Annotated in this window: 14 protein-coding genes; 10 read left to right on the top strand and 4 right to left on the bottom strand. The window is 75.2% G+C overall.

Annotated features, from left to right (window positions below):
* Window positions 1-11 precede the first annotated feature (11 nt).
* The gene (lpdA, locus tag LQU92_RS02450; RefSeq protein ID WP_101852517.1) at window positions 12-1,379 is read right to left on the bottom strand and encodes a dihydrolipoyl dehydrogenase; all 1,368 of its coding nucleotides are present in this window, start codon (window positions 1,377-1,379) and stop codon (window positions 12-14) included.
* A gap of 148 nt (window positions 1,380-1,527) precedes the next feature.
* Complete coding sequence (locus LQU92_RS02445; protein ID WP_230660448.1) at window positions 1,528-3,084, bottom strand: leucyl aminopeptidase; 1,557 nt, start codon at window positions 3,082-3,084, stop codon at window positions 1,528-1,530.
* A gap of 225 nt (window positions 3,085-3,309) precedes the next feature.
* Between LQU92_RS02445 and LQU92_RS02440 the strand changes: the two genes are divergently transcribed.
* The 4 genes from LQU92_RS02440 (at window position 3,310) to LQU92_RS02425 (ending at window position 8,930) form a co-directional block, all read left to right on the top strand.
* Window positions 3,310-4,227: a PAC2 family protein gene (locus tag LQU92_RS02440; protein WP_083529365.1), complete on the top strand. Its 918-nt coding sequence runs from the start codon at window positions 3,310-3,312 to the stop codon at window positions 4,225-4,227.
* Between the two features lie 87 nt (window positions 4,228-4,314).
* Window positions 4,315-5,610 (top strand): nitrate/nitrite transporter, encoded by a 1,296-nt coding sequence (locus tag LQU92_RS02435; protein ID WP_230660445.1) that lies wholly within the window; start codon window positions 4,315-4,317, stop codon window positions 5,608-5,610.
* 116 nt (window positions 5,611-5,726) lie between these two features.
* Entirely contained in the window at window positions 5,727-7,127 is a 1,401-nt protein-coding gene (locus LQU92_RS02430; protein WP_230660442.1) for a DUF4192 family protein, read from the top strand.
* A gap of 264 nt (window positions 7,128-7,391) precedes the next feature.
* Window positions 7,392-8,930 carry an RNA polymerase sigma factor gene (locus LQU92_RS02425; protein WP_230660439.1) on the top strand — a complete coding sequence of 513 codons (1,539 nt, stop codon included), beginning with the start codon at window positions 7,392-7,394 and terminating at the stop codon, window positions 8,928-8,930.
* A 109-nt stretch (window positions 8,931-9,039) separates the two neighbouring features.
* On the opposite strand, the gene LQU92_RS02420 is transcribed toward LQU92_RS02425, so the two are convergent.
* Window positions 9,040-9,240 carry a hypothetical protein gene (locus LQU92_RS02420; protein WP_058858595.1) on the bottom strand — a complete coding sequence of 67 codons (201 nt, stop codon included), beginning with the start codon at window positions 9,238-9,240 and terminating at the stop codon, window positions 9,040-9,042.
* A 285-nt stretch (window positions 9,241-9,525) separates the two neighbouring features.
* Between LQU92_RS02420 and LQU92_RS02415 the strand changes: the two genes are divergently transcribed.
* Window positions 9,526-11,634, top strand: a complete 2,109-nt coding sequence (locus tag LQU92_RS02415; RefSeq protein ID WP_230660436.1) for a type IIA DNA topoisomerase subunit B — start codon at window positions 9,526-9,528, stop codon at window positions 11,632-11,634.
* Window positions 11,635-11,723: 89 nt separating this feature from the next.
* Entirely contained in the window at window positions 11,724-12,749 is a 1,026-nt protein-coding gene (locus tag LQU92_RS02410; protein WP_230660433.1) for a malate dehydrogenase, read from the top strand.
* Window positions 12,750-12,771: 22 nt separating this feature from the next.
* Here LQU92_RS02410 and LQU92_RS02405 read toward each other — a convergent pair whose 3' ends face one another.
* Complete coding sequence (locus tag LQU92_RS02405; protein ID WP_101853176.1) at window positions 12,772-15,270, bottom strand: DNA topoisomerase (ATP-hydrolyzing) subunit A; 2,499 nt, start codon at window positions 15,268-15,270, stop codon at window positions 12,772-12,774.
* Between the two features lie 123 nt (window positions 15,271-15,393).
* On the opposite strand from LQU92_RS02405, the gene LQU92_RS02400 reads away from it, so the two are divergent.
* From LQU92_RS02400 to LQU92_RS02385, 4 genes are read left to right on the top strand one after another with little or no spacing between them, the layout of a single operon-like run.
* Window positions 15,394-18,084: a GNAT family N-acetyltransferase gene (locus tag LQU92_RS02400; RefSeq protein ID WP_230660430.1), complete on the top strand. Its 2,691-nt coding sequence runs from the start codon at window positions 15,394-15,396 to the stop codon at window positions 18,082-18,084.
* A gap of 12 nt (window positions 18,085-18,096) precedes the next feature.
* Window positions 18,097-19,569, top strand: a complete 1,473-nt coding sequence (locus LQU92_RS02395) for a serine/threonine-protein kinase (protein ID WP_230660427.1) — start codon at window positions 18,097-18,099, stop codon at window positions 19,567-19,569.
* 46 nt (window positions 19,570-19,615) lie between these two features.
* On the top strand, window positions 19,616-20,326 hold the full coding sequence (locus LQU92_RS02390; protein ID WP_101852506.1) for a DUF5998 family protein: 711 nt from the start codon (window positions 19,616-19,618) through the stop codon (window positions 20,324-20,326).
* Window positions 20,323-21,498 carry an alkaline phosphatase family protein gene (locus tag LQU92_RS02385; protein WP_230660424.1) on the top strand — a complete coding sequence of 392 codons (1,176 nt, stop codon included), beginning with the start codon at window positions 20,323-20,325 and terminating at the stop codon, window positions 21,496-21,498. The genes LQU92_RS02390 and LQU92_RS02385 overlap by 4 nt, the downstream gene beginning before the upstream one ends.
* Window positions 21,499-21,502: the final 4 nt, after the last annotated feature.

Below are 21,502 nucleotides of genomic sequence, written 5' to 3'. Positions count from 1 at the left end.
CCCCGGTGCGGTCAGCCGTGCAGCGGCATGCCCGCGAGCGCCATGGCGGCCTCGCCGATGGCCTCGTTCTGCGTGGGGTGGGCGTGCACGAACGCGGCGACGTCCTCCGGGTAGGCCTCCCAGTTCACGATGAGCTGGCCCTCGCCGATCTGCTCGCTGATGCGCTTGCCGATGGCGTGGAAGCCGACGATGGGACCGTCCTTCTCGCGCACGAGCTTGATGATGCCGCCGGTGCCCAGGATGGAGCTCTTGCCGTTGCCGGCGAGGTTGTACTCGGCGACCTCGACGTTGTCCTCGCCGAACTTCTCCTTGGCCTTCGGCTCGGAGTAGCCCACGGAGGCGATCTCCGGCTCGGTGAAGGTGACCTTGGGGATGTTGACGTCCTCGACGATCGCCGGGTTCAGCCCGGCGATCTCCTCCGCGACGAAGCGGCCCTGCTGGTAGCCGCGGTGGGCCAGCTGGACGCCCGGGACGATGTCGCCGATCGCGTAGATGTTGCCGACGCCGGTGTGCAGCCGCTCGTCGGGGGTCACGAAGCCGCGGTCCATGGGGATCCCCTGCTCCTCGTAGCCCATGTCCGCGGTGTTCGGGCCGCGGCCGACCGCGACGAGCACGATGTCGGCCTCGAAGACCTTGCCGTCGGCGAGGGTCACGCGCGCGACGTCGTCGTCCTGCTCGACCTTCTCGAAGAAGGTGCCCAGGTTGGACTTGATCCCGCGCTTCTTGAACTCGCGCTCGAGGGTCTTCACGATCGCGGGGTCCTCGTTGGCCACGAGGTGGGGCAGGCCCTCGATGACGGTGACGTCGACGCCGAAGGACTTCCACATGGAGGCGAACTCGCAGCCGATCACGCCGCCGCCGAGCACGATCGCGCTCTTGGGCACGAAGTCGATCTCCAGGGCCTCGGTGGAGGTCATGATCCGGCCGCCGATCTCCACACCCAGGGTCTTGGACACCGAGCCGGAGGCCAGCACGATGTGCTTGCCGGTGTAGGTCGTGCCGTCGACCTCGATCGTGTTCTGACCGGTGAGCCTGCCGACGCCGTCGATCACCGTGACCTTGCGCATCTTCATCAGCCCGGACAGGCCCTTGAACTTGCCGGCGACGATCTTGTCCTTGTACTCGCGCACCGCGGCCATGTCGATGGACTCGAGCGTGGTGTGCACGCCGTACTTGGCGCTCTCGCGGGCGTCCTCGGCGAGCTCGGCGGAGTGCAGGTACGCCTTCGTGGGGATGCAGCCCCAGTGCAGGCAGGTGCCCCCGAGCTTGTTCTTCTCGACCAGACCCACCGTGAAGCCGAGCTGCACGGCCCGGAGCGCGGCGGCGTAGCCCGCGCTGCCGCCGCCCAGGATCAGGATGTCGAATTCGTTGTCGGCCACGTGTTTGGCTCCTCGTCGGTTGGCGTCGGGGGACGGGCGGGTGGCGCTCCGTCCGGTGACACGGTGTCTGTCGTGCTTACCTTATCCTCACCGTCCAGCGAGTCTCCAGGAAGGCTGGAGCGCGCCGGACGGCGGGGTGCGGGCGGCCTCAGCCGCGGCGCGCGGCGGTGTCCTCGAGCAGGCGCACGAGGGTGCGCACGCCCGCGCCGGTGCCCTCGGCGGGGGTGTAGCCCCACGGGGAGGACTCGTTGAAGGAGGGGCCGGCGATGTCGATGTGGGCCCACGGGATCCGGGTGTCCCCGGTCCCGCCCGCGAACTCGCGCAGGAACAGCCCGGCCACGAGCATGCCCCCGTGCTTGTCCCCGATGTTCTTCAGGTCGGCGACCTTGGAGTCCAGCGAGGCGCGCAGGTGCTCCGGCAGCGGCATCGGCCACGCGTCCTCCCCGGCCGCCCGCGCGGCGTCGACGACGGCGGAGCGCAGGTCGTCGTCGCCCATGACGCCCGCGGTGCGGGTGCCCAGGGCGACCATCTGGGCGCCGGTGAGGGTGGCGATGTCGACGACGGCGTCGGGGCCCTCCTCGCACGCGGCCACGAGCCCGTCCGCGAGGACGAGCCGGCCCTCGGCGTCGGTGTTGAGGACCTCGACGGTGCGTCCGCCCCGGATCGTGATGACGTCGCCGGGGCGGGTGGCGGTGGCGGAGGGGAGGTTCTCGGCCAGGCACAGCCAGCCGGTGACGCGCACGGGCAGGCGCAGCTCCGCGGCGGTGAGGACCGCGGCCAGGACGGCGGCCGCGCCGGCCATGTCGGACTTCATGGTCATCATCGAGGCGGCCGGCTTGAGCGAGAGCCCGCCGGAGTCGAAGGTGATGCCCTTGCCCACGTACGCCACGTGCCGGGAGGCGCGGGCGGGGGCGTAGTCGAGCCTGACCAGGCGCGGGCCGTTCACGGAGCCCTGGCCGACGCCGACCAGGCCGCCGTAGCCGCCCTCGGCGAGCTCCTTCCCGCCGAGCACCCGCACGGAGACCTTCGTGCCCCGGGCGGCCCGGCGGGCGTACTCGGCGACGGCCTCGGGGGAGGTCACGTTGGGGGAGAGGTCCACGAGGGTGCGCGCGGCCCGCACCCCGCGCCCGAGGGCCGCGGCGCGCTCGAGCGCCCGGCCCAGGGCCGCCTTCGGGACCTCGGGCGCGTGGACGACGGCGGAGGCCAGCGGCGTCTTGACCGCCCCGGCGGTCGCGGCGCGCTGGTGGGCGAACGCGAAGGCCCCGAGCGCGGCGCCCTCGGCCACGGCGGCGGCCTCCTCGGGGGTCCCGGCCGGCAGGGCGAGCACGGCGGAGTCGCGGCCGGCGAGCCGGCGCACGGCCGCGCCGGCGGCCCGCCGCAGCGCCTCGGCACGGGCGTCGGGGTCACCGGCGGGGGTGCCGAGGCCGGTGAGCACGACGACGGACCAGGGCAGCCCCGGAGGCGCCGGCAGCACCGCGACCTCGTCCGCGCCCCCGCCGGCGGCGACCGCCTCGGCGGCCTCGACCACACCGGCGAGCCGGCGCTGCTCACCGGCGGGCAGCAGCACGCGGGCTGCGGCGCCGGGGGCGTCCCCGTCGCGCTGCACGGCCAGCACGAGGGCCTGCGCCGGGGTGCGGGCGAGGGACTTGTGGGTGGCGGTGAGCTCGATGCCCCGGGGCTCGAGCAGGTCCTGTACGTCGGGCATGGGTCGTCCTTTCGCTGGCGGTCGCCGGAGCCGGCGCGGGAGTCCCGGCCGCGCCGGGCCCGACCCGCGGGCGTCCCCCGATCCTAGCCCCGGGCGGCCCGCCGGCCGGCACGCGCGGCGCGGCGGCGTGCGGGAATACCGGGCGGGGCCCCGCCGTTGGAACCCACCGAGGCACGACCGCCGGCCGTGCCGCGCCGACCGACCCGCATCCCAGGAGGACTCACCGTGCTGGACCCCACCTCGCTGTACCTGAGCAACCCCGCGCTGCTCGAGGACGCGCGGGTCCGAGGCCTGCCGCTGATCGTCGCCCTGTCGGGCTACGCGGAGGCCGGTCACGTGGCCGACCAGCTGGAGAACGCCATCACCGACGCCCTGCCGCACGAGGTCGTGGCGCGCTTCGACCTCGACCAGCTCTACGACTACCGGGCCCGGCGCCCGCACGTGCGCTTCGTCGAGGACCACTTCGAGCAGTTCCGCAACCCGGAGCTGTCCCTGCGCCTGGTCACCGATCCCCTGGGCCGCAGCTTCGCCCTGCTCACCGGCCCCGAGCCGGACCTGCAGTGGAACCGGTTCGTCGAGGCCGTGGTCGGGCTCGCCCGCCGCCTCGACGTCTCCCTCGTGGCGCTGGTGGCCGGCATCCCCATGCCCGTGCCGCACACCCGCCCGGTGCTGGTGTCCGTCCACGGCAGCCGGGCCGACCTGCTGCCCACCGAGCACGCCTGGAAGCCGGTGGTCGAGATGAGCTCCTCCGCGGCCCAGCTGCTGGAGATCCGCCTCACCGAGGCCGGGATCGACAACATCGGCTTCACCGTCCACGTCCCCCAGTACCTCGCCGAGGCGCACCTGCCGCACGCCGCGGTGGCCGCCCTCGAGCACGTCAGCGCGGTGACGTCCCTGACGCTGCCCTCCGACGAGCTGCGCGAGGCCGCGCGGGAGATCGAGCGCCAGATCGACCACCAGGTCGGCGCCTCGCCGGAGGTCCAGGCCGTCGTGGCGGGCCTGGAACAGCGCTACGATGACGTCGTCGACGCCTCGGCCCCCCGCTCCCTGCTGGTCGGGGACGAGTCCGAGCTGCCGGACGCCGACGAGATCGGCGCCGCGGTCGAGGCGTTCCTCGCCGCCCAGGAGGACGACCAGGACTGAGCCCGCCCGCCGGGTGCCGCGGTCCGGCGCGCCCCGGGCGGCGCCGTCCACCCCGGGCCCGGCCCGCCGTCCCGAAGAGCGGAGCGCATGAGTTCCCACCGGTCCCGTCCCCGCGAGCCCGGCAGGGACTCCGCGCGCGCGTACGTCGTCCTGGGCATCGGCACCTTCGCCTACTTCAGCGCCGTCGCCCAGCGCACCAGCTTCGGGGTCGCCTCCGTGGACGCCGCCGAGCGCTTCGGGGCCGCCGCGTCGGTGCTGTCCCTGTTCTCCCTGATGCAGGTCCTCGTCTACGCCGCGCTCCAGGTCCCGGTGGGCGTGCTCGTGGACCGCTACGGCTCCCGCGTGCTGGTCGCCACCGGCGCGGCGCTCATGGTGGTCGGACAGGTGCTGCTCGCGGCGGCGGACACGGTCCTGGAGGGCGTGACCGCCCGCGTCCTGGTCGGCGCCGGGGACGCCGCGACCTTCGTGTCGGTGATGCGCCTGATCCCGGCGTGGTTCTCCGCGCTGCGCGTGCCGATGCTCACGCAGTTCCTGGGCGTGGTCGGCAACCTCGGCCAGCTCGTCTCCGTCATCCCCTTCGCCTGGGCCCTCGAGCGGGCGGGCTGGTCGCCGTCGCTGCTGTCCCTGGCCGGGCTCGCAGCCCTGGCGTCCGTGCTGGCTGCGGCCGTGCTGCGCGACGCCCCTCCCGGAACCGGCGTCCGCCGCCGCGAGCCCGGCCGGCGGCGCACGGGCCGGGTGGTCCGGGAGAGCCTGGCGGAGCCGGGCACCCGGCTGGGGTTCTGGGTGCACTTCACGACCCAGTTCGCCGGCAACACCTTCGTGCTCATGTGGGGCTACCCCTACCTCGAGTACGCCCAGGGCCTGCCCGACCGCGCCGTCTCGGTCGTGATGACGTCCTTCGTGCTCACCAACGTGGCCGTGGGCCTGGTGCTGGGCCGGCTCACCGCCCGCCGCCCGGGCCGGCGCGTGCGCCTCGCCCTGACGGTCACCGCCGTGATCTTCGCGGCCTGGGGCGTGCTGCTGCTGTGGCCGGGGGCGGCCCCGGCCCCGGTCGTGCTCGTGGCGGTGTGCACGATCGCGATCAGCATGCCCGCGTCCATGATCGCCTTCGACGTCGCGCGCAGCTTCAACCCGTCCCACCGCTCGGGCACGGCCACCGGCATCGTCAACGTGGGCGGGTTCACGGCGACCGTCCTCGCCGTCCTGCTCACGGGCCTGGTCCTGGACGCGCTGCACGCCGCCGGCTTCCGCCCCGACCGCTACGACCCCGACGCGTTCCGGCTGGCCGTCGCCGCCCAGTACCTCGTGGCCGCCGCCGGCGCGGCCGGCGTGCTGGCCACGGCGCGGCGGGTGCGTCACCGGCACGGGCCCGGCCGGGTCTGAGGCCTCCCGGCGTCCGCCCTGCACCGGCTCACGGACGCGCGGCCCGCCGCTGCCGCCGTCCCCAGGTCCTGTCCCCGGCCGGCGGCGCGCGGACGGCGCGGTCCACCGTGGCGGGCATGAGAGAGCACCCCTTCCCGAACCCGTTCGCCCCCGTCGTCCGCTGCGCCGCGGACCTGCTGGCCGTGGTGCCCCACACCCTCGGCTACTGGCCGGCGGACTCGCTCGTGCTGCTCGCCGCCGGCGGGGGCACCGCCGGCGCCTGCGTGCGCGTCGACCTGCCCGCCGCGGCGGCGCCGGGCGCGGCGACGGAGCACTTCGTGCGCGAGCTGGCCGAGCTCGTCGGCCACGACGCCCTGAGCGACCGCGTCTTCGTGGTCGTCTACACCTCCGCCGGCGCGGGCACGGCCGGACCGGCGGAGCGCGCCGCAGCCGTGCTGACGCTCGCCGAGGAGGCGGCCGCCAGGGCCGGGCGGGAGGTCGCCGCCCGCTGGGTCGTCGCGGGCGAGCGCTGGTGGCCGGCCGAGGACCCCGGGGACGTGCAGGCCGTGGCCGGCATCCTCGACAGCGCCGTCAACGCCGCCCTCGTGGCCTCCGGCAGCTCCTGGGCCGCCGCGCCGCGCCGGGCGATGGACCACGAGTACGGCGCCCTGCCCGCCGGCACCGACCGGTCCGCCGCCGCCGCGGCGCGGCGCTGGGTCCGCGAGGGCCGCGGCACCTGGCACCGCCTGACCCGCGTGCACGAGCTGCTGGGGCTCTGGGACCGGGTGCTGGTCCAGGTCGGGGGTGCCGGGGAGGACTGGCTCCCGCGGCTGCTGGCGCTCGACGACGACCTGCTCGGCTGCCTGGCCGCCGGCTGGACCGACCCCGTGCTCGCCGACCTGCTCCTGGCGTCGTGCGCCACCGGGCGGCCCCGCACCGTCGGGGCGGCCGCGGCCCTGTGGGCGCAGCTGTGCGAGGAGCTCCCCGACGAGGAGCCGGTCCCGCCCTCCGGGGCGCACGGCACCCCGGACGGGGATCCCCCCGGGACGGGCTCGGCCGCCGCGGCCGGGCCGACCCGCCGCGCCCCCTCCGTCCCGGCCCCCGCCCTGCCCGCGGGCCCGGGTTCCCCCGGAGCCGGGGACCCCCGCCCGGCGCCGGGGGAACCCGGCCCGGACGCCGGGGCCCTGATCCTGCTCACCCGGGTGCTCGCCGGGGAGTGGGAGCGGCGCCCGGACTGGGAGCGCCTGGACGCGCTGTACCGCGTGCTCCTGGCCCTGAGCTGGCTGCTCGAGCCCGGCGACGGGTCCGCCGCGGCGGATCCGGAGGACGGACCGGACCCCACCGCGCTCGTCGGCGTGCTCGTCGGGCTCGCGCAGCTGAACCGGCTGCGGGCGCGCGGCTCCCACACCGCCCACTTCGTCCGGCGGGCCACGGCCCTGGTGCCGGACCACCCCGGGGCCCTGCGCGTGCTGCGCCTGGCCGCGGCGCGCCCGGTGCCGCGGTGGGCCCGGGACCGGCGCACCGCGTGGCACGGCTGAGCCCCGTCCGCCGCCCCGCCGCGACCGGGCCGTGCAGGCCGGAGCCCGGTCAGCGGGGGTGCGCGCGGCGCGCCGGAGGGCGGTGCCGCACGGGCACGAGAACGTCGGGGAGGAGCGGGAACAAAATCCTGGCGGGGGTGGTTCCGCATCCTAGGACCCTTCAAGGCCACCGCGGCGGGCGATGCCCGGCGCACGGACTTGACAGGGTCATAGGCGTGTTGCCCCGAGGGCGGGCGCCGGAAACCGCTCAACGAAAGGCTCTCTGTGTCACCTGCCGCCAGCAACAAGACGACTGACACCACGGCCGAGGCCCAGGCCTCGGGGGCGACCGGCGCCCCCACCCGGGCCAGGAGCGCCGCGGCGAAGTCCACCGCGGCCAAGAAGACCGTGGCCGCCAAGAAGACGACGGCGGCGAAGTCCACCGCCGCCAAGCCCACCGCGGCCCGCTCCACGGCCGCGCGCTCGAGCGCGTCCCGCTCCGCCGCCCCGGCCTCGCGCACCGCCGCGAAGCGTGCGGCGGCCCCGAAGACCGCCGAGCCCGCCGCCGAGGAGGTGCTCGCGGACGGGACCGCCCAGGAGCAGGCTCCCGCCCGGCCCGCCGCGCGGCGCAAGGCCGCCGGCGGCAAGGGCGCCGGCAAGCAGGCGAAGGCCGCCCCGGCCGAGGACGGGACCGCGGCCGACGACGACCTCGAGGTGGACCTCACCGACGAGGCCGGCGTGGTCGAGCCCGAGGCCGACGAGGACGAGGAGACCGCCGCCGAGGAGGAGACCGCCGAGGAGGCCGAGGAGCAGGTCCCCGCCGCCGCGCCCCGCGACGAGAAGAAGTCCGGGTTCGTGATCACCAACAACGACGACGACGACGCCCCCGCGCAGCAGGTCGTCTCCGCCGGCGCGACCGCCGACCCGGTCAAGGACTACCTGAAGCAGATCGGCAAGGTCGCCCTGCTGAACGCCGAGCAGGAGGTGGACCTCGCCCTGCGGATCGAGGCCGGCCTCTACGCCGAGCACAAGCTCGCCGAGCAGAAGGACAGCCTGGACCCGCAGACCCGCAAGGAGCTGCGCTGGGTCATCCACGACGGCAAGCGGGCGAAGAACCACCTGCTCGAGGCGAACCTGCGCCTGGTCGTCTCCCTGGCCAAGCGCTACACCGGGCGCGGGATGCTGTTCCTGGACCTGATCCAGGAGGGCAACCTCGGCCTGATCCGCGCGGTGGAGAAGTTCGACTACACCAAGGGCTTCAAGTTCTCGACCTACGCCACGTGGTGGATCCGGCAGGCGATCACCCGTGCCATGGCGGACCAGGCCCGCACCATCCGCATCCCCGTGCACATGGTCGAGGTGATCAACAAGCTCGCGCGCGTCCAGCGGCAGATGCTGCAGGACCTCGGCCGGGAGCCGACCCCGGAGGAGCTGGCCAACGAGCTCGACATGACCCCCGAGAAGGTCGTCGAGGTGCAGAAGTACGGCCGTGAGCCGATCTCGCTGCACACGCCCCTGGGCGAGGACGGGGACTCCGAGTTCGGCGATCTCATCGAGGACTCCGAGGCCGTGGTCCCGGCCGACGCGGTCAGCTTCACCCTGCTCCAGGAGCAGCTGCACTCCGTGCTGGACACCCTCTCCGAGCGCGAGGCAGGGGTCGTGGCCATGCGCTTCGGGCTCACCGACGGCCAGCCCAAGACGCTCGACGAGATCGGCAAGGTCTACGGCGTGACCCGCGAGCGGATCCGCCAGATCGAGTCGAAGACGATGTCGAAGCTGCGCCACCCCTCCCGCTCCCAGGTGCTGCGCGACTACCTGGACTGAGCACCCGTGCCGCCCGCCCCGCACGGGGCGGGCGGCACGACGGACAGCGGGCCCCGGCACCTCGTGCCGGGGCCCGCTGTTCGTCGGGGTCGTGGGGGCCGAACGGCCGTCAGGAGCCGATGCGCTCCGTCTCGTCCTGCCACGTGGCCGCGAGCGGGCGCAGCTTCTCCTCGTTCTTGCGCGCGTGGTGGGCGCAGAAGAGCAGCTCGCCGCCCGTGGACTCGAGGATCACTCGGACGTAGGCCTGGGCGCCGCACGCGTCGCAGCGGTCGGTCGCGTTCAGCTCTCGGCTTTCCAGTGTGGCGTTCACGGGATCCTCCTCCTGTGTCGTACGCGTCGCACGCGGGGTGCTCGTGCTCCCCCCGGTGCCGGTACCCGGGGTCTCGTGGACGCATCGGGGTACTGCTACATACAACCACGACGGTCGGACATCCGATCCCGTCCGGAGCGGATTTTCGCCCCGGGCGTAGGTGCCCGCCCGCCCGGGGGCCGCCCGCGGCCGGCCCCGGGCCGCCGGGCGGGGCCGGCGCGGCCGTGTCGGGGGCCGCGACTACAGTGGGGGAGAACCCCGCCGTCCCCCAGGAGCCGTACCCCCGTGACACCGTCCCGTTCCGAATACAACGCCCGCCACCTCTCGGTCCTGGAGGGCCTCGAGGCCGTCCGCAAGCGACCGGGCATGTACATCGGCTCCACCGACTCCCGGGGGCTGATGCACTGCCTGTGGGAGATCATCGACAACTCCGTCGACGAGGCCCTCGCGGGCTACGGCCAGGAGATCACCGTGGTCCTCCACGCGGACGGCGCGGTCGAGGTCCACGACGACGGACGCGGCATCCCCATCGACGTCGAGCCCCGCACCGGGCTGCCCGGCGTCGAGGTCGTGTTCACGAAGCTGCACGCGGGCGGGAAGTTCGGCGGCGGCTCCTACAGCGCCTCCGGCGGTCTGCACGGCGTGGGCGCCTCGGTGGTCAACGCCCTCTCGGCCCGCCTCGACGTCCAGGTCGACCGCGGCGGGAAGACCTACCAGATGTCCTTCCGCCACGGCGAGCCGGGCCGCTTCCTCGACAAGGGCCGGCCCTCCCCGCACGCGGAGTTCGCGCCGTTCACGGAGGGCTCCGAGCTCGACGTCGTCGGCCGGGCCAAGCGCGGGGTCACGGGCACCCGCATCCGCTACTGGGCGGACGAGCAGATCTTCACCGCGGACGCCCGGTTCAGCTACGAGGACCTCGCCCGGCGCGCCCGCCAGACCTCCTTCCTGATCCCGGGGCTGCGCATCACCGTCCGGGACCAGCGCGGGCTGCCGGGCACCCCGGGGGAGTTCGGCGTGCACGAGGAGGTCTTCCAGCACGACGGCGGGATCGCCGAGTTCGTCGACCACCTCGCCGTGGACAGCCCCGTCACCGACGTCTGGCGCCTGCACGGGGAGGGCCGGTTCAAGGAGACCGTGCCCGTCCTCGACGACACCGGCCGGTCCCGGCTCACGGAGGTCGAGCGCACCTGCGAGGTGGACCTCGCCGTGCGCTGGGGCATCGGCTACGACACCACGGTGCGCTCCTTCGTGAACATCATCGCGACCCCCAAGGGCGGCACCCACCAGGCCGGCTTCGAGGCCGCGCTGCTGAAGACGTTCCGCAAGCAGGTCGAGGCCAACGCCCGGCGGCTGAAGGCGGGCACCGACAAGGTCGAGAAGGACGACGTCCTGGCGGGGCTCACCGCCGTGCTCACCGTGCGCCTGGCGGAGCCGCAGTTCGAGGGCCAGACCAAGGAGGTCCTCGGCACCCCGGCGGTGCGCCAGATCGTGGCGCGCGTGGTGGAGAAGGAGCTCACGGCCCGGCTCACCGCCTCCTCCCGGCACGGCAAGCAGCAGGCGGGGGCGCTGCTGGAGAAGGTCGTGGCCGAGATGAAGTCGCGCATCTCGGCGCGCGTGCACAAGGAGACCCAGCGGCGCAAGAACGCGCTGGAGACCTCCTCGATGCCCGCCAAGCTCGTGGAGTGCCGCTCGACCGACGTCGAGCGCTCCGAGCTGTTCATCGTCGAGGGCGACTCCGCGCTCGGCACGGCCCGGCTGGCGCGGTCCTCGAACCACCAGGCGCTGCTGCCGATCCGCGGCAAGATCCTCAACGTGCAGAAGGCCTCGATCACCGACATGCTCGCCAACACCGAGTGCGCCGCGCTGATCCAGGTCATCGGCGCCGGCTCGGGGCGCACCTTCGACCTCTCCGCCGCCCGCTACGGCAAGGTCATCATGATGACCGACGCCGACGTCGACGGCGCCCACATCCGCACCCTCCTGCTGACCCTGTTCTACCGGTACATGCGCCCGCTCGTGGAGGCCGGCCGGGTCTACGCGGCGGTCCCGCCGCTGCACCGGGTCGAGGTGGTCAACCCCGGCGGGAAGGCCAACGAGATGGTCTACACCTACTCGGAGCGCGAGCTCGACGGGCTGCTGGCGCGCCTGGAGCGGGAGGGCCGCCGCTACAAGGAGCCCATCCAGCGCTACAAGGGCCTGGGCGAGATGGACGCCGACCAGCTCGCCGAGACGACGATGGACGTGCGCCACCGCATGCTGCGCCGGATCCGGGTCGAGGACGCCGAGGCCGCCGAGCACGCCTTCGCGCTGCTCATGGGCTCAGAGGTGGCCCCGCGCAAGGACTTCATCATCGAGGGCGCCGCGCAGCTGGACCAGGACCGCATCGACGCCTGACCCGCGCCCCGGGCTGGGCGCGGGGCGGCCGGGGCTAGGCTGGGCGCGACGACACCGTCCGCGACCGCGCGTCCCCGGAAGGACCCCGCATGAGCACCTCCTCGCCCGCCCGCCCCGTGACCGTGACCGTGACCGGCGCCGCCGGGCAGATCGGCTACGCCACCGTCTTCCGAGCCGCCGCGGGGGACCTGCTCGGCCCCGGCACCCCCGTGCGCCTGCACCTGCTGGAGCTGCCGCAGGCCCGCCGCGCGGCCGAGGGCACGGCCCTCGAGCTGCAGGACGGCGCGTTCCCGCTCCTGGAGGGCGTGGAGGTCTTCGACGACCCGGCGGCGGCTTTCGAGGGGGCCTCCGTGGGGCTGCTCATCGGCTCCCGCCCGCGCGGGCCGGGCATGGAGCGGGCGGACCTGCTGGAGGCCAACGCCGGGATCTTCTCCGTCCAGGGGCGGGCGATCAACGCCGGCGCGGCCGAGGACTTCCGCGCGGTGGTGGTCGGCAACCCGGCGAACACCAACGCGCTCATCGCCGCGTCCCACGCCCCGGACGTGCCGCGCGAGCGCTTCACGGCCCTCACCCGCCTGGACCACCACCGGGCGGTCGCCCAGCTGGCCGCCGCGACCGGGGCGCGCACGGCCGAGGTCGACGGCGTGGCGGTCTGGGGCAACCACTCGGCCACCCAGTACCCCGACCTCACCCACGCCACGGTCGGGGGCCGGCCCGCGCTCGAGGTCCTCGCCGCGTCGGGCCACGACCGGGACTGGGTCGCGGGCACGTTCATCCCGCGGGTGGCCCGCCGGGGCGCCGAGATCATCGAGGTGCGCGGCGGCTCCTCGGTGGCCTCCGCCGCCCACGCGGCCCTGTGCCACGTCCGGGACTGGGTGCTCGGCACCCCCGAGGGCTCCTGGACGTCCATGGCCGTGGCCTCCGACGGCTCCTACGGGGTGCCCGAGGAGCTGGTCAGCTCCTTCCCGGTGACCTGCCGGGACGGGGCGGCCACCGTGGTGCCGGGCCTGGAGCTGGACGCGTTCTCCCGCGAGCGGGTGGAGCGCTCCGTGCAGGAGCTCGCCGAGGAGCGCGCCGCCGTCGCCGCCCTGGGGCTGCTGGGCCCGCGCGGCTGAGCCCGGGGGCCGGCCCCCGGGCTCAGCCGTAGGCCGGGCCGACGGCGTCGATGACCTGCTCCAGCGGCACGCCCGAGCCGTCCCGGCGCCCGTGCTCGACGGGCAGCGCCCGCGCCACCCCGGTGGCGGAGACGGCCTTGGCCGGGCCGTGGCCGGCCCAGGCCAGCACGAGGCCGGTCTCGCCCTTGAGGAAGCGGTGGGCCCGCACACCGCCGGTGGCCCGGCCCTTGGGCGGGTACTCCGCGAACGGGGTGACCTTCACGGAGTACGGCGACATCCCGGGCAGCACCTCGCCGGCGCGGGCGACCGTCACGACCACGGGCGTCTCGTCCGCGGCGCGCACCGCGCCGAAGAACACGACCTCGTCGCCGGGGGAGAGCTTCATCCCCGCGACCCCGCCCGCGGTGCGGCCCTGGGGGCGCACCGAGCCCGCGGGGAAGTGCAGCAGCTTGCCCTCCCTGCTGATCAGCACCAGCGCGTCGTCGTCGGCGGCGGACTCGGCCAGGCCCACGACCTCGTCGCCGTCCTTGAGGCCGATGACCTCCCAGTCCTCCCGGTTGAGCGGGTGGTCGGGGTTGACCCGCTTCACGACGCCGCGGCGGGTGCCCAGGGCCAGGACCGAGCCCAGCGGGGCCAGGCCCACGAGCCGCTCGCCCCGGGCCAGGGTGAGGAAGTCCTTGACGGGCACGCCGTCGCCGAGCTTCGGGGTCCCCTCGAAGGCCGTCAGCACGGGCACGTCCATCACCTGCACGCGCACCATCCGCCCGGCCGAGGTCAGCGCCCCGATCTCGCCGCGGGCGGTGGCGCGCACCGCGGAGGTCAGGGCGTCGTGCTTGACCCGCCGCGGGGGGTCCACGAGCGGGACCTGCACGGAGGTCCGGGCCAGCTGCCCGGAGGTGGACAGCAGCACCCAGCACGGGTCGTCGGCGATCTCCAGGGCCAGGCCCGCGCCGGCGCGCCGGCCGGGCTCCGGCAGGACGGCCGCGGCCGGTCCGGGCAGGGCCTCGGCCTCCAGCAGCTCGGTGCGCCGGTCGTCGCCGTGGGCCGCGGCGACCTCGGCGAGCTCGGCGGAGACCAGCGCGCGCAGCCGGGCGTCGGAGGCGAGGACCTCCTCGAGCTCGCCGATCTCCCGGCGCAGCCGCTCCTGCTCCTGCTCGAGCTCGACGCGGGAGAACTTCGTGAGCTGCCGCAGCCGCAGCTCGAGGATGTGCTCTGCCTGGGTGCGGCTCAGCCCGAAGGCCTCGACGAGCCGGTCGCGGGCCACGGCGGTCTCGTCGGAGTCCCGCACGATCCGGATCACCTCGTCGATGTCCAGGATCGCGACGAGCAGCCCCTCGACGAGATGGAGGCGGTCGCGCTTCTTCCCGAGGCGGAAGCCGGTGCGCCGGCGCACCACGGACAGGCGGTGCTCGACGTAGACCTGCAGCAGCTCCAGCAGGCCCATGGTGCGCGGCTGGCCGTCGACCAGCGCCACGTTGTTGATCCCGAAGGAGTCCTCCATGGGAGTGTGCTTGTACAGCTGCTGGAGGACGGCCTGGGGGTTGAAGCCGTTCTTGAGCTCGATCACGAGCCGCAGCCCGTTGCGGCGGTCGGTGAGGTCCACGACGTCGGAGACGCCCTGCAGCTTCTTCGCCTGCACGGCCTCCTTGATCTTCTCCGTCACCTTCTCGGGACCCACCATGTAGGGCAGCTCGGTGACCACGATGCCCTGCTTGCGCGGGGTGACCTGCTCGATCGAGACCTTCGCCCGCGTCTTGAACGAGCCCCGGCCGGTGCGGTAGGCGTCCTTGATCCCCTCGAGGCCCACGATCCGCCCGCCCGAGGGCAGGTCCGGGCCCGGGACGAAGCGCATGAGCTCCTCGAGCGTGGCCTCGGGGTGCTCCACGAGGTGGCGGGCCCCGGCGACGACCTCCCGCAGGTTGTGCGGGGCCATGTTCGTGGCCATCCCCACGGCGATCCCGGAGGAGCCGTTGACGAGCAGGTTCGGGTAGGCGGCCGGGAGCACCCCCGGCTGGGAGAACTGGTTGTCGTAGTTGGGCACGAAGTCCACGACGTCCTCGTCGAGGTCGGCCGTGAGCGCCAGCGCGGCCGGGGCCATGCGCGCCTCGGTGTACCGGGACGCGGCGGGGCCGTCGTCGACCGAGCCGAAGTTGCCGTGCCCGTCCACGAGGGGCAGGCGCATCGCGAAGGGCTGGGCGAGGCGGACCATGGCGTCGTAGATCGCGGAGTCCCCGTGCGGGTGCAGCTTGCCCATCACCTCGCCCACCACGCGCGCGCTCTTGACGTGGCCGCGGTCCGGACGCAGGCCCATCCGGTCCATCATGAACAGGATGCGCCGCTGCACGGGCTTGAGCCCGTCGCGGGCGTCGGGCAGGGCGCGGGAGTAGATCACCGAGTACGAGTACTCGAGGAAGCTCGTGCGCATCTCGGAGGTCACGTCGATGTCGACGATGTTCTCCCGGAAGTCGGCGGGCAGCTCGTCCGCGGGGGACGGGCGGGTGGACGCACGGCGGCGGGCCATCACAGCAGGGGGGTCCTTCGGGTCGGGGGTCGGCCCCGGCGGGCCGGCGGGCTCGGGCGAGCGCGCCGGGACGCACCGGGGCGCACCGTTGACGGTGCGGGTTTGTCTACTAGCCTGAATCCTATGGTTCCAGAGACCGCGGACACGGAGACCACCGGCCGGTACCCCGAGTACTGGGAGGCCGACGTGATCCTGCGCGACGGCGCCACGGCGCACCTGCGCCCCATCTCGCCGGCGGACCGGGACGCCCTCCGCCGCTTCCACGAGTCGCAGTCCGAGAACAGCATCTACCTGCGCTTCTTCTCCTACAAGCCGACCCTCAGCGCCCGGGAGCTGGACCGGTTCACGGTGGTCGACCACCGCGACCGGGTGTGCTTCGTGCTGCTGCTGGGGGAGCGGATCATCGGGGTGGGCCGCTACGACCGCACCCACGACCCGCACGACGCCGAGGTCGCGTTCATGATCTCCGACGCCCACCAGGGGCGCGGGATCGGCTCCATCCTCCTCGAGCACCTGGCCGCGGCGGCCCGCGAGAACGGCATCGACCACTTCTCCGCCGAGGTGTTGCCCGAGAACCGCAAGATGCTCCACGTCTTCGCGGAGGCCGGCTACGAGCTGACCCGCCGCTTCGACGACGGCGTGGTCGTGGTCGGCTTCGACATCGACCCCACCGAGAAGTCCCTGGCCGTGATGGCCGCCCGCGAGCACCGGGCCGAGGCCCGCTCCATCGCCGACCTCGTCAGCCCCTCCTCGATCGCGGTGATCGGCGCCTCCCGCGACCCCGGCCAGGCCGGGCGGATGGTCGTGGAGCACCTGATCGGCTCCGGCTTCACGGGCCGGCTGTTCGGGGTCAGCCCCACGCCCTTCGACCGGGAGGGGATGGTGCACGCCACGGCCATCGCCGAGGTCCCCGAGCGGGTCGACCTGGCCGTGGTGGCCGTGCCCGTGGACCAGGTCGCCGACGTCGTCGACCAGTGCGGGGCCGCCGGGGTGCACACCGTCGTCGTCGTCACGGGCGGCTACGCCGAGGCCGGGGCCGAGGGCCGGGCCCGGCAGCGGGAGCTCGTGCGCCGGGCCCGCTCCCACGGGATGCGCGTGGTCGGGCCCGCCAGCCTGGGCCTGTACCGCACCGGTCCCGCCCACCGCTTCAACGCCTCGGTGCTGCCCGTCCTCCCGCCCGACGGCACCCTGGGGCTGTTCAGCCAGTCCGGGGCGGTGGGCACGATGCTGCACGCGGCGGCCGTGCGCCACGGGGTGGGCGTGTCCACCCACCTGTCCGCGGGCAACCGGGCGGACGTCTCGGGCAACGACATGATGCAGTACTGGGAGGACGACGACGCCACCCACGCCTGCGGGCTCTACCTGCAGTCGGTCGGCAACCCGCGCAAGTTCTCGCGCATCGCCCGGCGGCTGTCGCTGCACAAGCCGGTGATCGTGGCCAAGAGCGAGGTCACCGGCCTGCGCCTGCCGCCGGGCCACACCGGGCGCACCACCCAGGCGCCCCCCGGCGCGCTCGACGCGATGTTCCGCCAGGCCGGGGTGATCCGCGCCGAGAGCAGCGAGCAGCTGATGGACGTGGCCGGGATCGTCACCGGCCAGCCGCTGCCCGCCGGGGGGCGCACGGGACTGGTCTCCAACGCCCTGGCCCTGGGCCAGCTCATGGAGGACCGCTGCATGCAGCTGGGCCTGGAGGTCGCCGCGGTCGAGGCGGGGGTCGTGACCGGCGCCGGCGGGCCCGAGGCCCTCGAGGCCCTGCGCGCCACCGCCGACCGGGTCCTGCGCGGGGCCGACGCCCTCGTGGTGACGCTGATGCCCGTGCCGGGCGCGACGCGGGAGGAGATCGCCGAGACCGTCGGGCGGGTCGCCCGGGAGCACGGGCGCCCCGCCGTCGTCGTGTTCACCGGCAGCACCGAGCCGGGGGCGATCTCCGCGGTCCACCACGGCCCCGACGGGCTGACCGTGCCCTGCTTCGACTCCCCGGGGGCGGCCCTGCGCGCGCTGGCCAAGGCCGTGGACTACGCCCGCTGGCGGGCCCAGGACCAGGGCGTGCACGCCGGCCCGGAGGGCGTGGACCGCGAGGCCGCCGAGACCTTCGTCGAGGAGCTGGCTCCCCGGGTGCCCGGTGACGGGCTGCTGGAGCTCGACCCCGGGCAGACCGCCCGGCTGCTGGGCACCTACGGCATCGAGGTCCTGCCCAGCGTGCGCTTCACCGGCACGGACGAGGCCGTGGCCGCCGCCGAGCGGATCGGCTGGCCCGTGGTGCTCAAGACGACCGACCCCAACCTGCGCCACCGCCTGGACCTCGGCGGGGTGCAGCTGAACATCCAGGACGCCGCGCAGCTGCGCGCGGCGGTGGCCACGATGCGCGCGGCGCTCGCCGCCTACGGCTCCTTCGACCTCGAGGTCCAGCGGATGGCCCCGCCCGGGCAGGCGGTGGTGCTGCGCGCGATCGAGGACCCGCTGATCGGCCCGGTCGTCTCCTTCGGGATGGCCGGGGACGCCGTGAACCTCCTCGAGGACTGGGCCCACCGGGTGCCCCCGCTGACCGACCAGGACATCACCCGCATGGTGCGCGAGCCCAAGGCCGCGCGCAAGCTCTTCGGCCTCCAGGGCGTGCCCGCCGTGGACGTGAACCGGCTCGAGGACCTCATCAGCCGCGTGGCCCTGCTCAAGGACCGGCACCCCGAGATCGCGCGGGTGCAGCTGAACCCGGTGCTGCTGTCCACCGGGTCGCTGACCGTGCTCGGCGCGTCCGTCGGGCTCGGCAACCCGCAGCAGCGGACGGACAGCGCGCGCCGGGCCATGCGCAGCTAGGCCGGCGGGGACGTGGCCGACACCATCGCCGGGCGGTACACGCTCATCGACCCCATCGCCCGCGGGGGCAGCGGGTCCGTGTGGCGCGCCTGGGACGGGCGGCTGCACCAGCTGTGCGCCGCGAAGGTGCTGCGCCAGCGCGACTCCGCCGACCTGCTGCGCTTCGCCCGGGAGCAGTCGGTGAAGCTCGACCACCCGCACGTGCTCGCCCCCTACGGGTGGGCCGCCGAGGACGCCCACGTGGTGCTGGCCATGCCCCTGGTGCACGGGGGCACCCTCGAGTCCGCGCTGCAGGACAACGGCGCCGCCTCGCCCGAGCTCGTCGAGGAGGTCCTCGCCCAGCTGCTGCAGGCGCTGCAGTTCGTCCACGCCCAGGGGTGGGTCCACCGGGACGTGAAGCCCGCCAACCTCATGCTCGAGAGCACCGGCACGGGACGACCGCACGTGCTGCTGTCCGACTTCGGCATCGCCGTGCGGGTCGAGGACGCCCGGCTCACCCGCACCGGCACGCTCGTGGGCACCCCCGGCTACCTCCCGCCGGAGGCCTACGAGCTCGCGGACCCGGACCCCGCCCAGGACCTCTACGCGGCCGGGGTCACCGCCCTGCGCATGCTCGACCCCTCGCTCGAGCCGCCGGAGGGCCTCGGGCCGGCCGACGCCCGGCGGGTCGTGGGACGGCCCGGAGACCTCGCCGAGCACCTGGCGGCGCTGCTGACCCCGGACCCCGCCCAGCGCCGGCGCGCGGCCGTGAGCGTGCTGCACGCGCTGACGGACGCCGCCACCCGGCGCCGCTTCGACCCCGCCCGCACCCGCGACGGGGAGCCCTTCGAGGTCTTCGACGTCCTCGAGCCGCTGCCCGCCCCGTGGGCGCGGCGCGTCGCGGCCGCCGCGGCCGGCACGCCGCTGCCCGGACCGGCCGCGGAGGGCCCCCGGGCGGGGGAGCCGGCCGGGGCCCCGGCCGGCTCCCCCGCCCCCGGGGAGGGGCCCGAGACCGAGCGGGCCGGCGCGGCACCGACCGGCGCGACGCAGCCCGGGGCGGGGCCCGGGACGGGGGAGAGCCCCGTGGCCGGGAGCTCCGCGGGGCCCGCCGGGACCGGACGGGCGCCCGACGGTCCCGGGCGCCCGTCCGGTCCCGGAGGACCCCCGGCCCGCACCGGCCCGGTCCCGGAGGGGCCCGTCACCCCCGCGGCCGTGGCGGCCACCGCGACCCTCGAGCGGGAGCCCCCCGCCCGTCCCCGCAGAGCCCCCCGCCGCGGTGCGGCGGGGGGCGTGCTGCTGGCGCTGATCACCCTCACCCTGCTGCTGGGCGCGTGGCTGCTCGTCGAGCAGGGCGGGTCCGGGCGGCCGACGACCCCGGACCCGACCGCGCCCGCCCCCACCCCGGCCGCGCCGCAGACGCCGGGGGAGGAGGACCCCTACGTGCTGGAGCGGGTGTGCGAGGACCGCGGCGGCGGCGTGGAGGAGTGCTTCTTCCGCGCCCGGTGAGGGCCCGTGTTGGGCCGAGGCGGGCCGGTGGGGGAAAATGGCCCCCATGACGTATTCAGGTGAGCGCGGCCAGCGGCTGGTCGACGACATCAACAAGGCCGGGTTCTACCCCCAGCTGGTGATCGACGTGGTGCAGGACTCCCTCGACGGACGGTCGCCGGTCTCCCACCTCGTGCAGCTCGAGACCCACCTCGACCGCACCGAGGTGCACCGCCACATCACGGCGCTCGTGCTCGCCGAGGACGTCCTGCACGTCACGCACGTGGACGACGAGGAGTTCGACGAGAACGGCCGCGACGTGGTGGCGCGCGTGTCCACCGAGACGGTGGGCATCTCGCAGATCCGCTCGGTGACCCTCAGCTACTCCTACTACCAACCGGCGAACTACCGCCCCGACAGCCCGATCTCCGAGGTGACGCTCGCCATCGCGTGGACGGGCACCCTGCACGTGGACCTGACCCCCGCGGTGTGCGACGACCCGCAGTGCCAGGCCGACCACGGTTACACGGGCACCGCCGCCCGCGAGGACATCGTCCTGCGGATCAGCGCGGAGGCGGACGGTCCGGCCGCGGTCGAGGGCGCCCGCGAGTTCGCCCGCACGCTGCGCCGGGCCAACCTGGCCCCGCTGACCAACGGCGCCCAGATCGCGCAGCCCGTCCACGCCCGCACGCCGGCGCCCCGCCGGGGACCCACGGCCACCCCGCGGACCCGCTTCACCGACCGGCTCACCGGCCGGGACGGCGGCGCCGCCCGATGAGGGCCCTTGAGGAGCACCTGCCCGGTCTGCCCGAGGGCCTGCCCGCCCCGCCGCGCTACGGCACCCGCTCGGTCGCCGAGGTCCTCGGCTCCGCCGCCGCCTCGATCGGCGTGCCCGGGTTCACCGACGCGCTGGGGCTGCCGGCGGCGCGCCGCGTCGTCGTCGTGCTCGTGGACGGGCTCGGCCGCGCCCAGCTGCGCGCCCGGGCGGGCCACGCCCCGCTGCTGTCCGGGGCGCAGGCCCTCGGCACCCTCGACGCGGCCTTCCCGACGACGACGGCGGCGTCGCTGGCCTCCCTGGGCACGGGCACGCCCCCGGGCCGCCACGGGCTCGTCGGCTACGACGTGCTCGACCCGGCCCGGGACGCGGTCGTCAACCAGCTCGGCGGCTGGGACCCCGCGGTGGACCCGGCCCGCTGGCAGCCGGTGCCCACCGTGCTGGAGCGCGCCGCCGAGCACGTCGACGTCGTCACGGTCAGCCGGCACCGGTTCGCCGGCTCGGGCCTGACCGGGGCGGCGCTGCGCGGGGGCCGCTTCGTGCCCGCGGACGGGCCCGCCGCCCGGGTGAGCACCGCGCTCGACCAGCTCGCCCCCGGGCGCGAGAGCCTTGTCTACTTCTACTGGGACGAGCTGGACCGCACCGGCCACGCCCGCGGCTGGGAGTCCACCGAGTGGACCGAGCAGCTCGAGGAGCTCGACGGGGCGCTGCGCCGGTTCGTGGCCCGCGTCCCGAAGCACACGACCGTGCTGGTCACCGGCGACCACGGCATGCTCGACGTCCCGGCCGCCGCCCGGGTCGACTACTCCGCGCTGCCGGGGCTGCTGGACGGGGTCCGGCACACCGCGGGCGAGCCGCGCGCGGTCCAGCTGCACCTCGAGCCCGGCCTCTCGTCCCGCGAGGCCGGGGACCTGGTCGCCGCCTGGCGCGAGCACTTCGGGTCGCGGACCTGGCTCGTGACCCGGGAGGCGGCGCTGGCCGCCGGCTACTTCGGCCCGCCGGCGCAGGTCCGCGACGAGGTGCGCGGGCGGATCGGGGACCTGCTGGTCCTGGCACGGGAGCCGCTGGCGCTGTTCGACCTCCGGCGCCAGCCGGCCAGCGTCCTGGCGATGGTCGGCCAGCACGGCTCGCTGACCCGGGCCGAGCGCGAGGTCCCCCTGCTGCGCCTGGCCTGATCCG

Source organism: Kocuria sp. LUK, from assembly GCF_021012935.1.
GTDB lineage: Bacteria > Actinomycetota > Actinomycetes > Actinomycetales > Micrococcaceae > Kocuria > Kocuria flava.
Note: the sequence above shows the minus strand (reverse complement) of the source record. Positions and strands in the feature narration are given on the sequence as shown.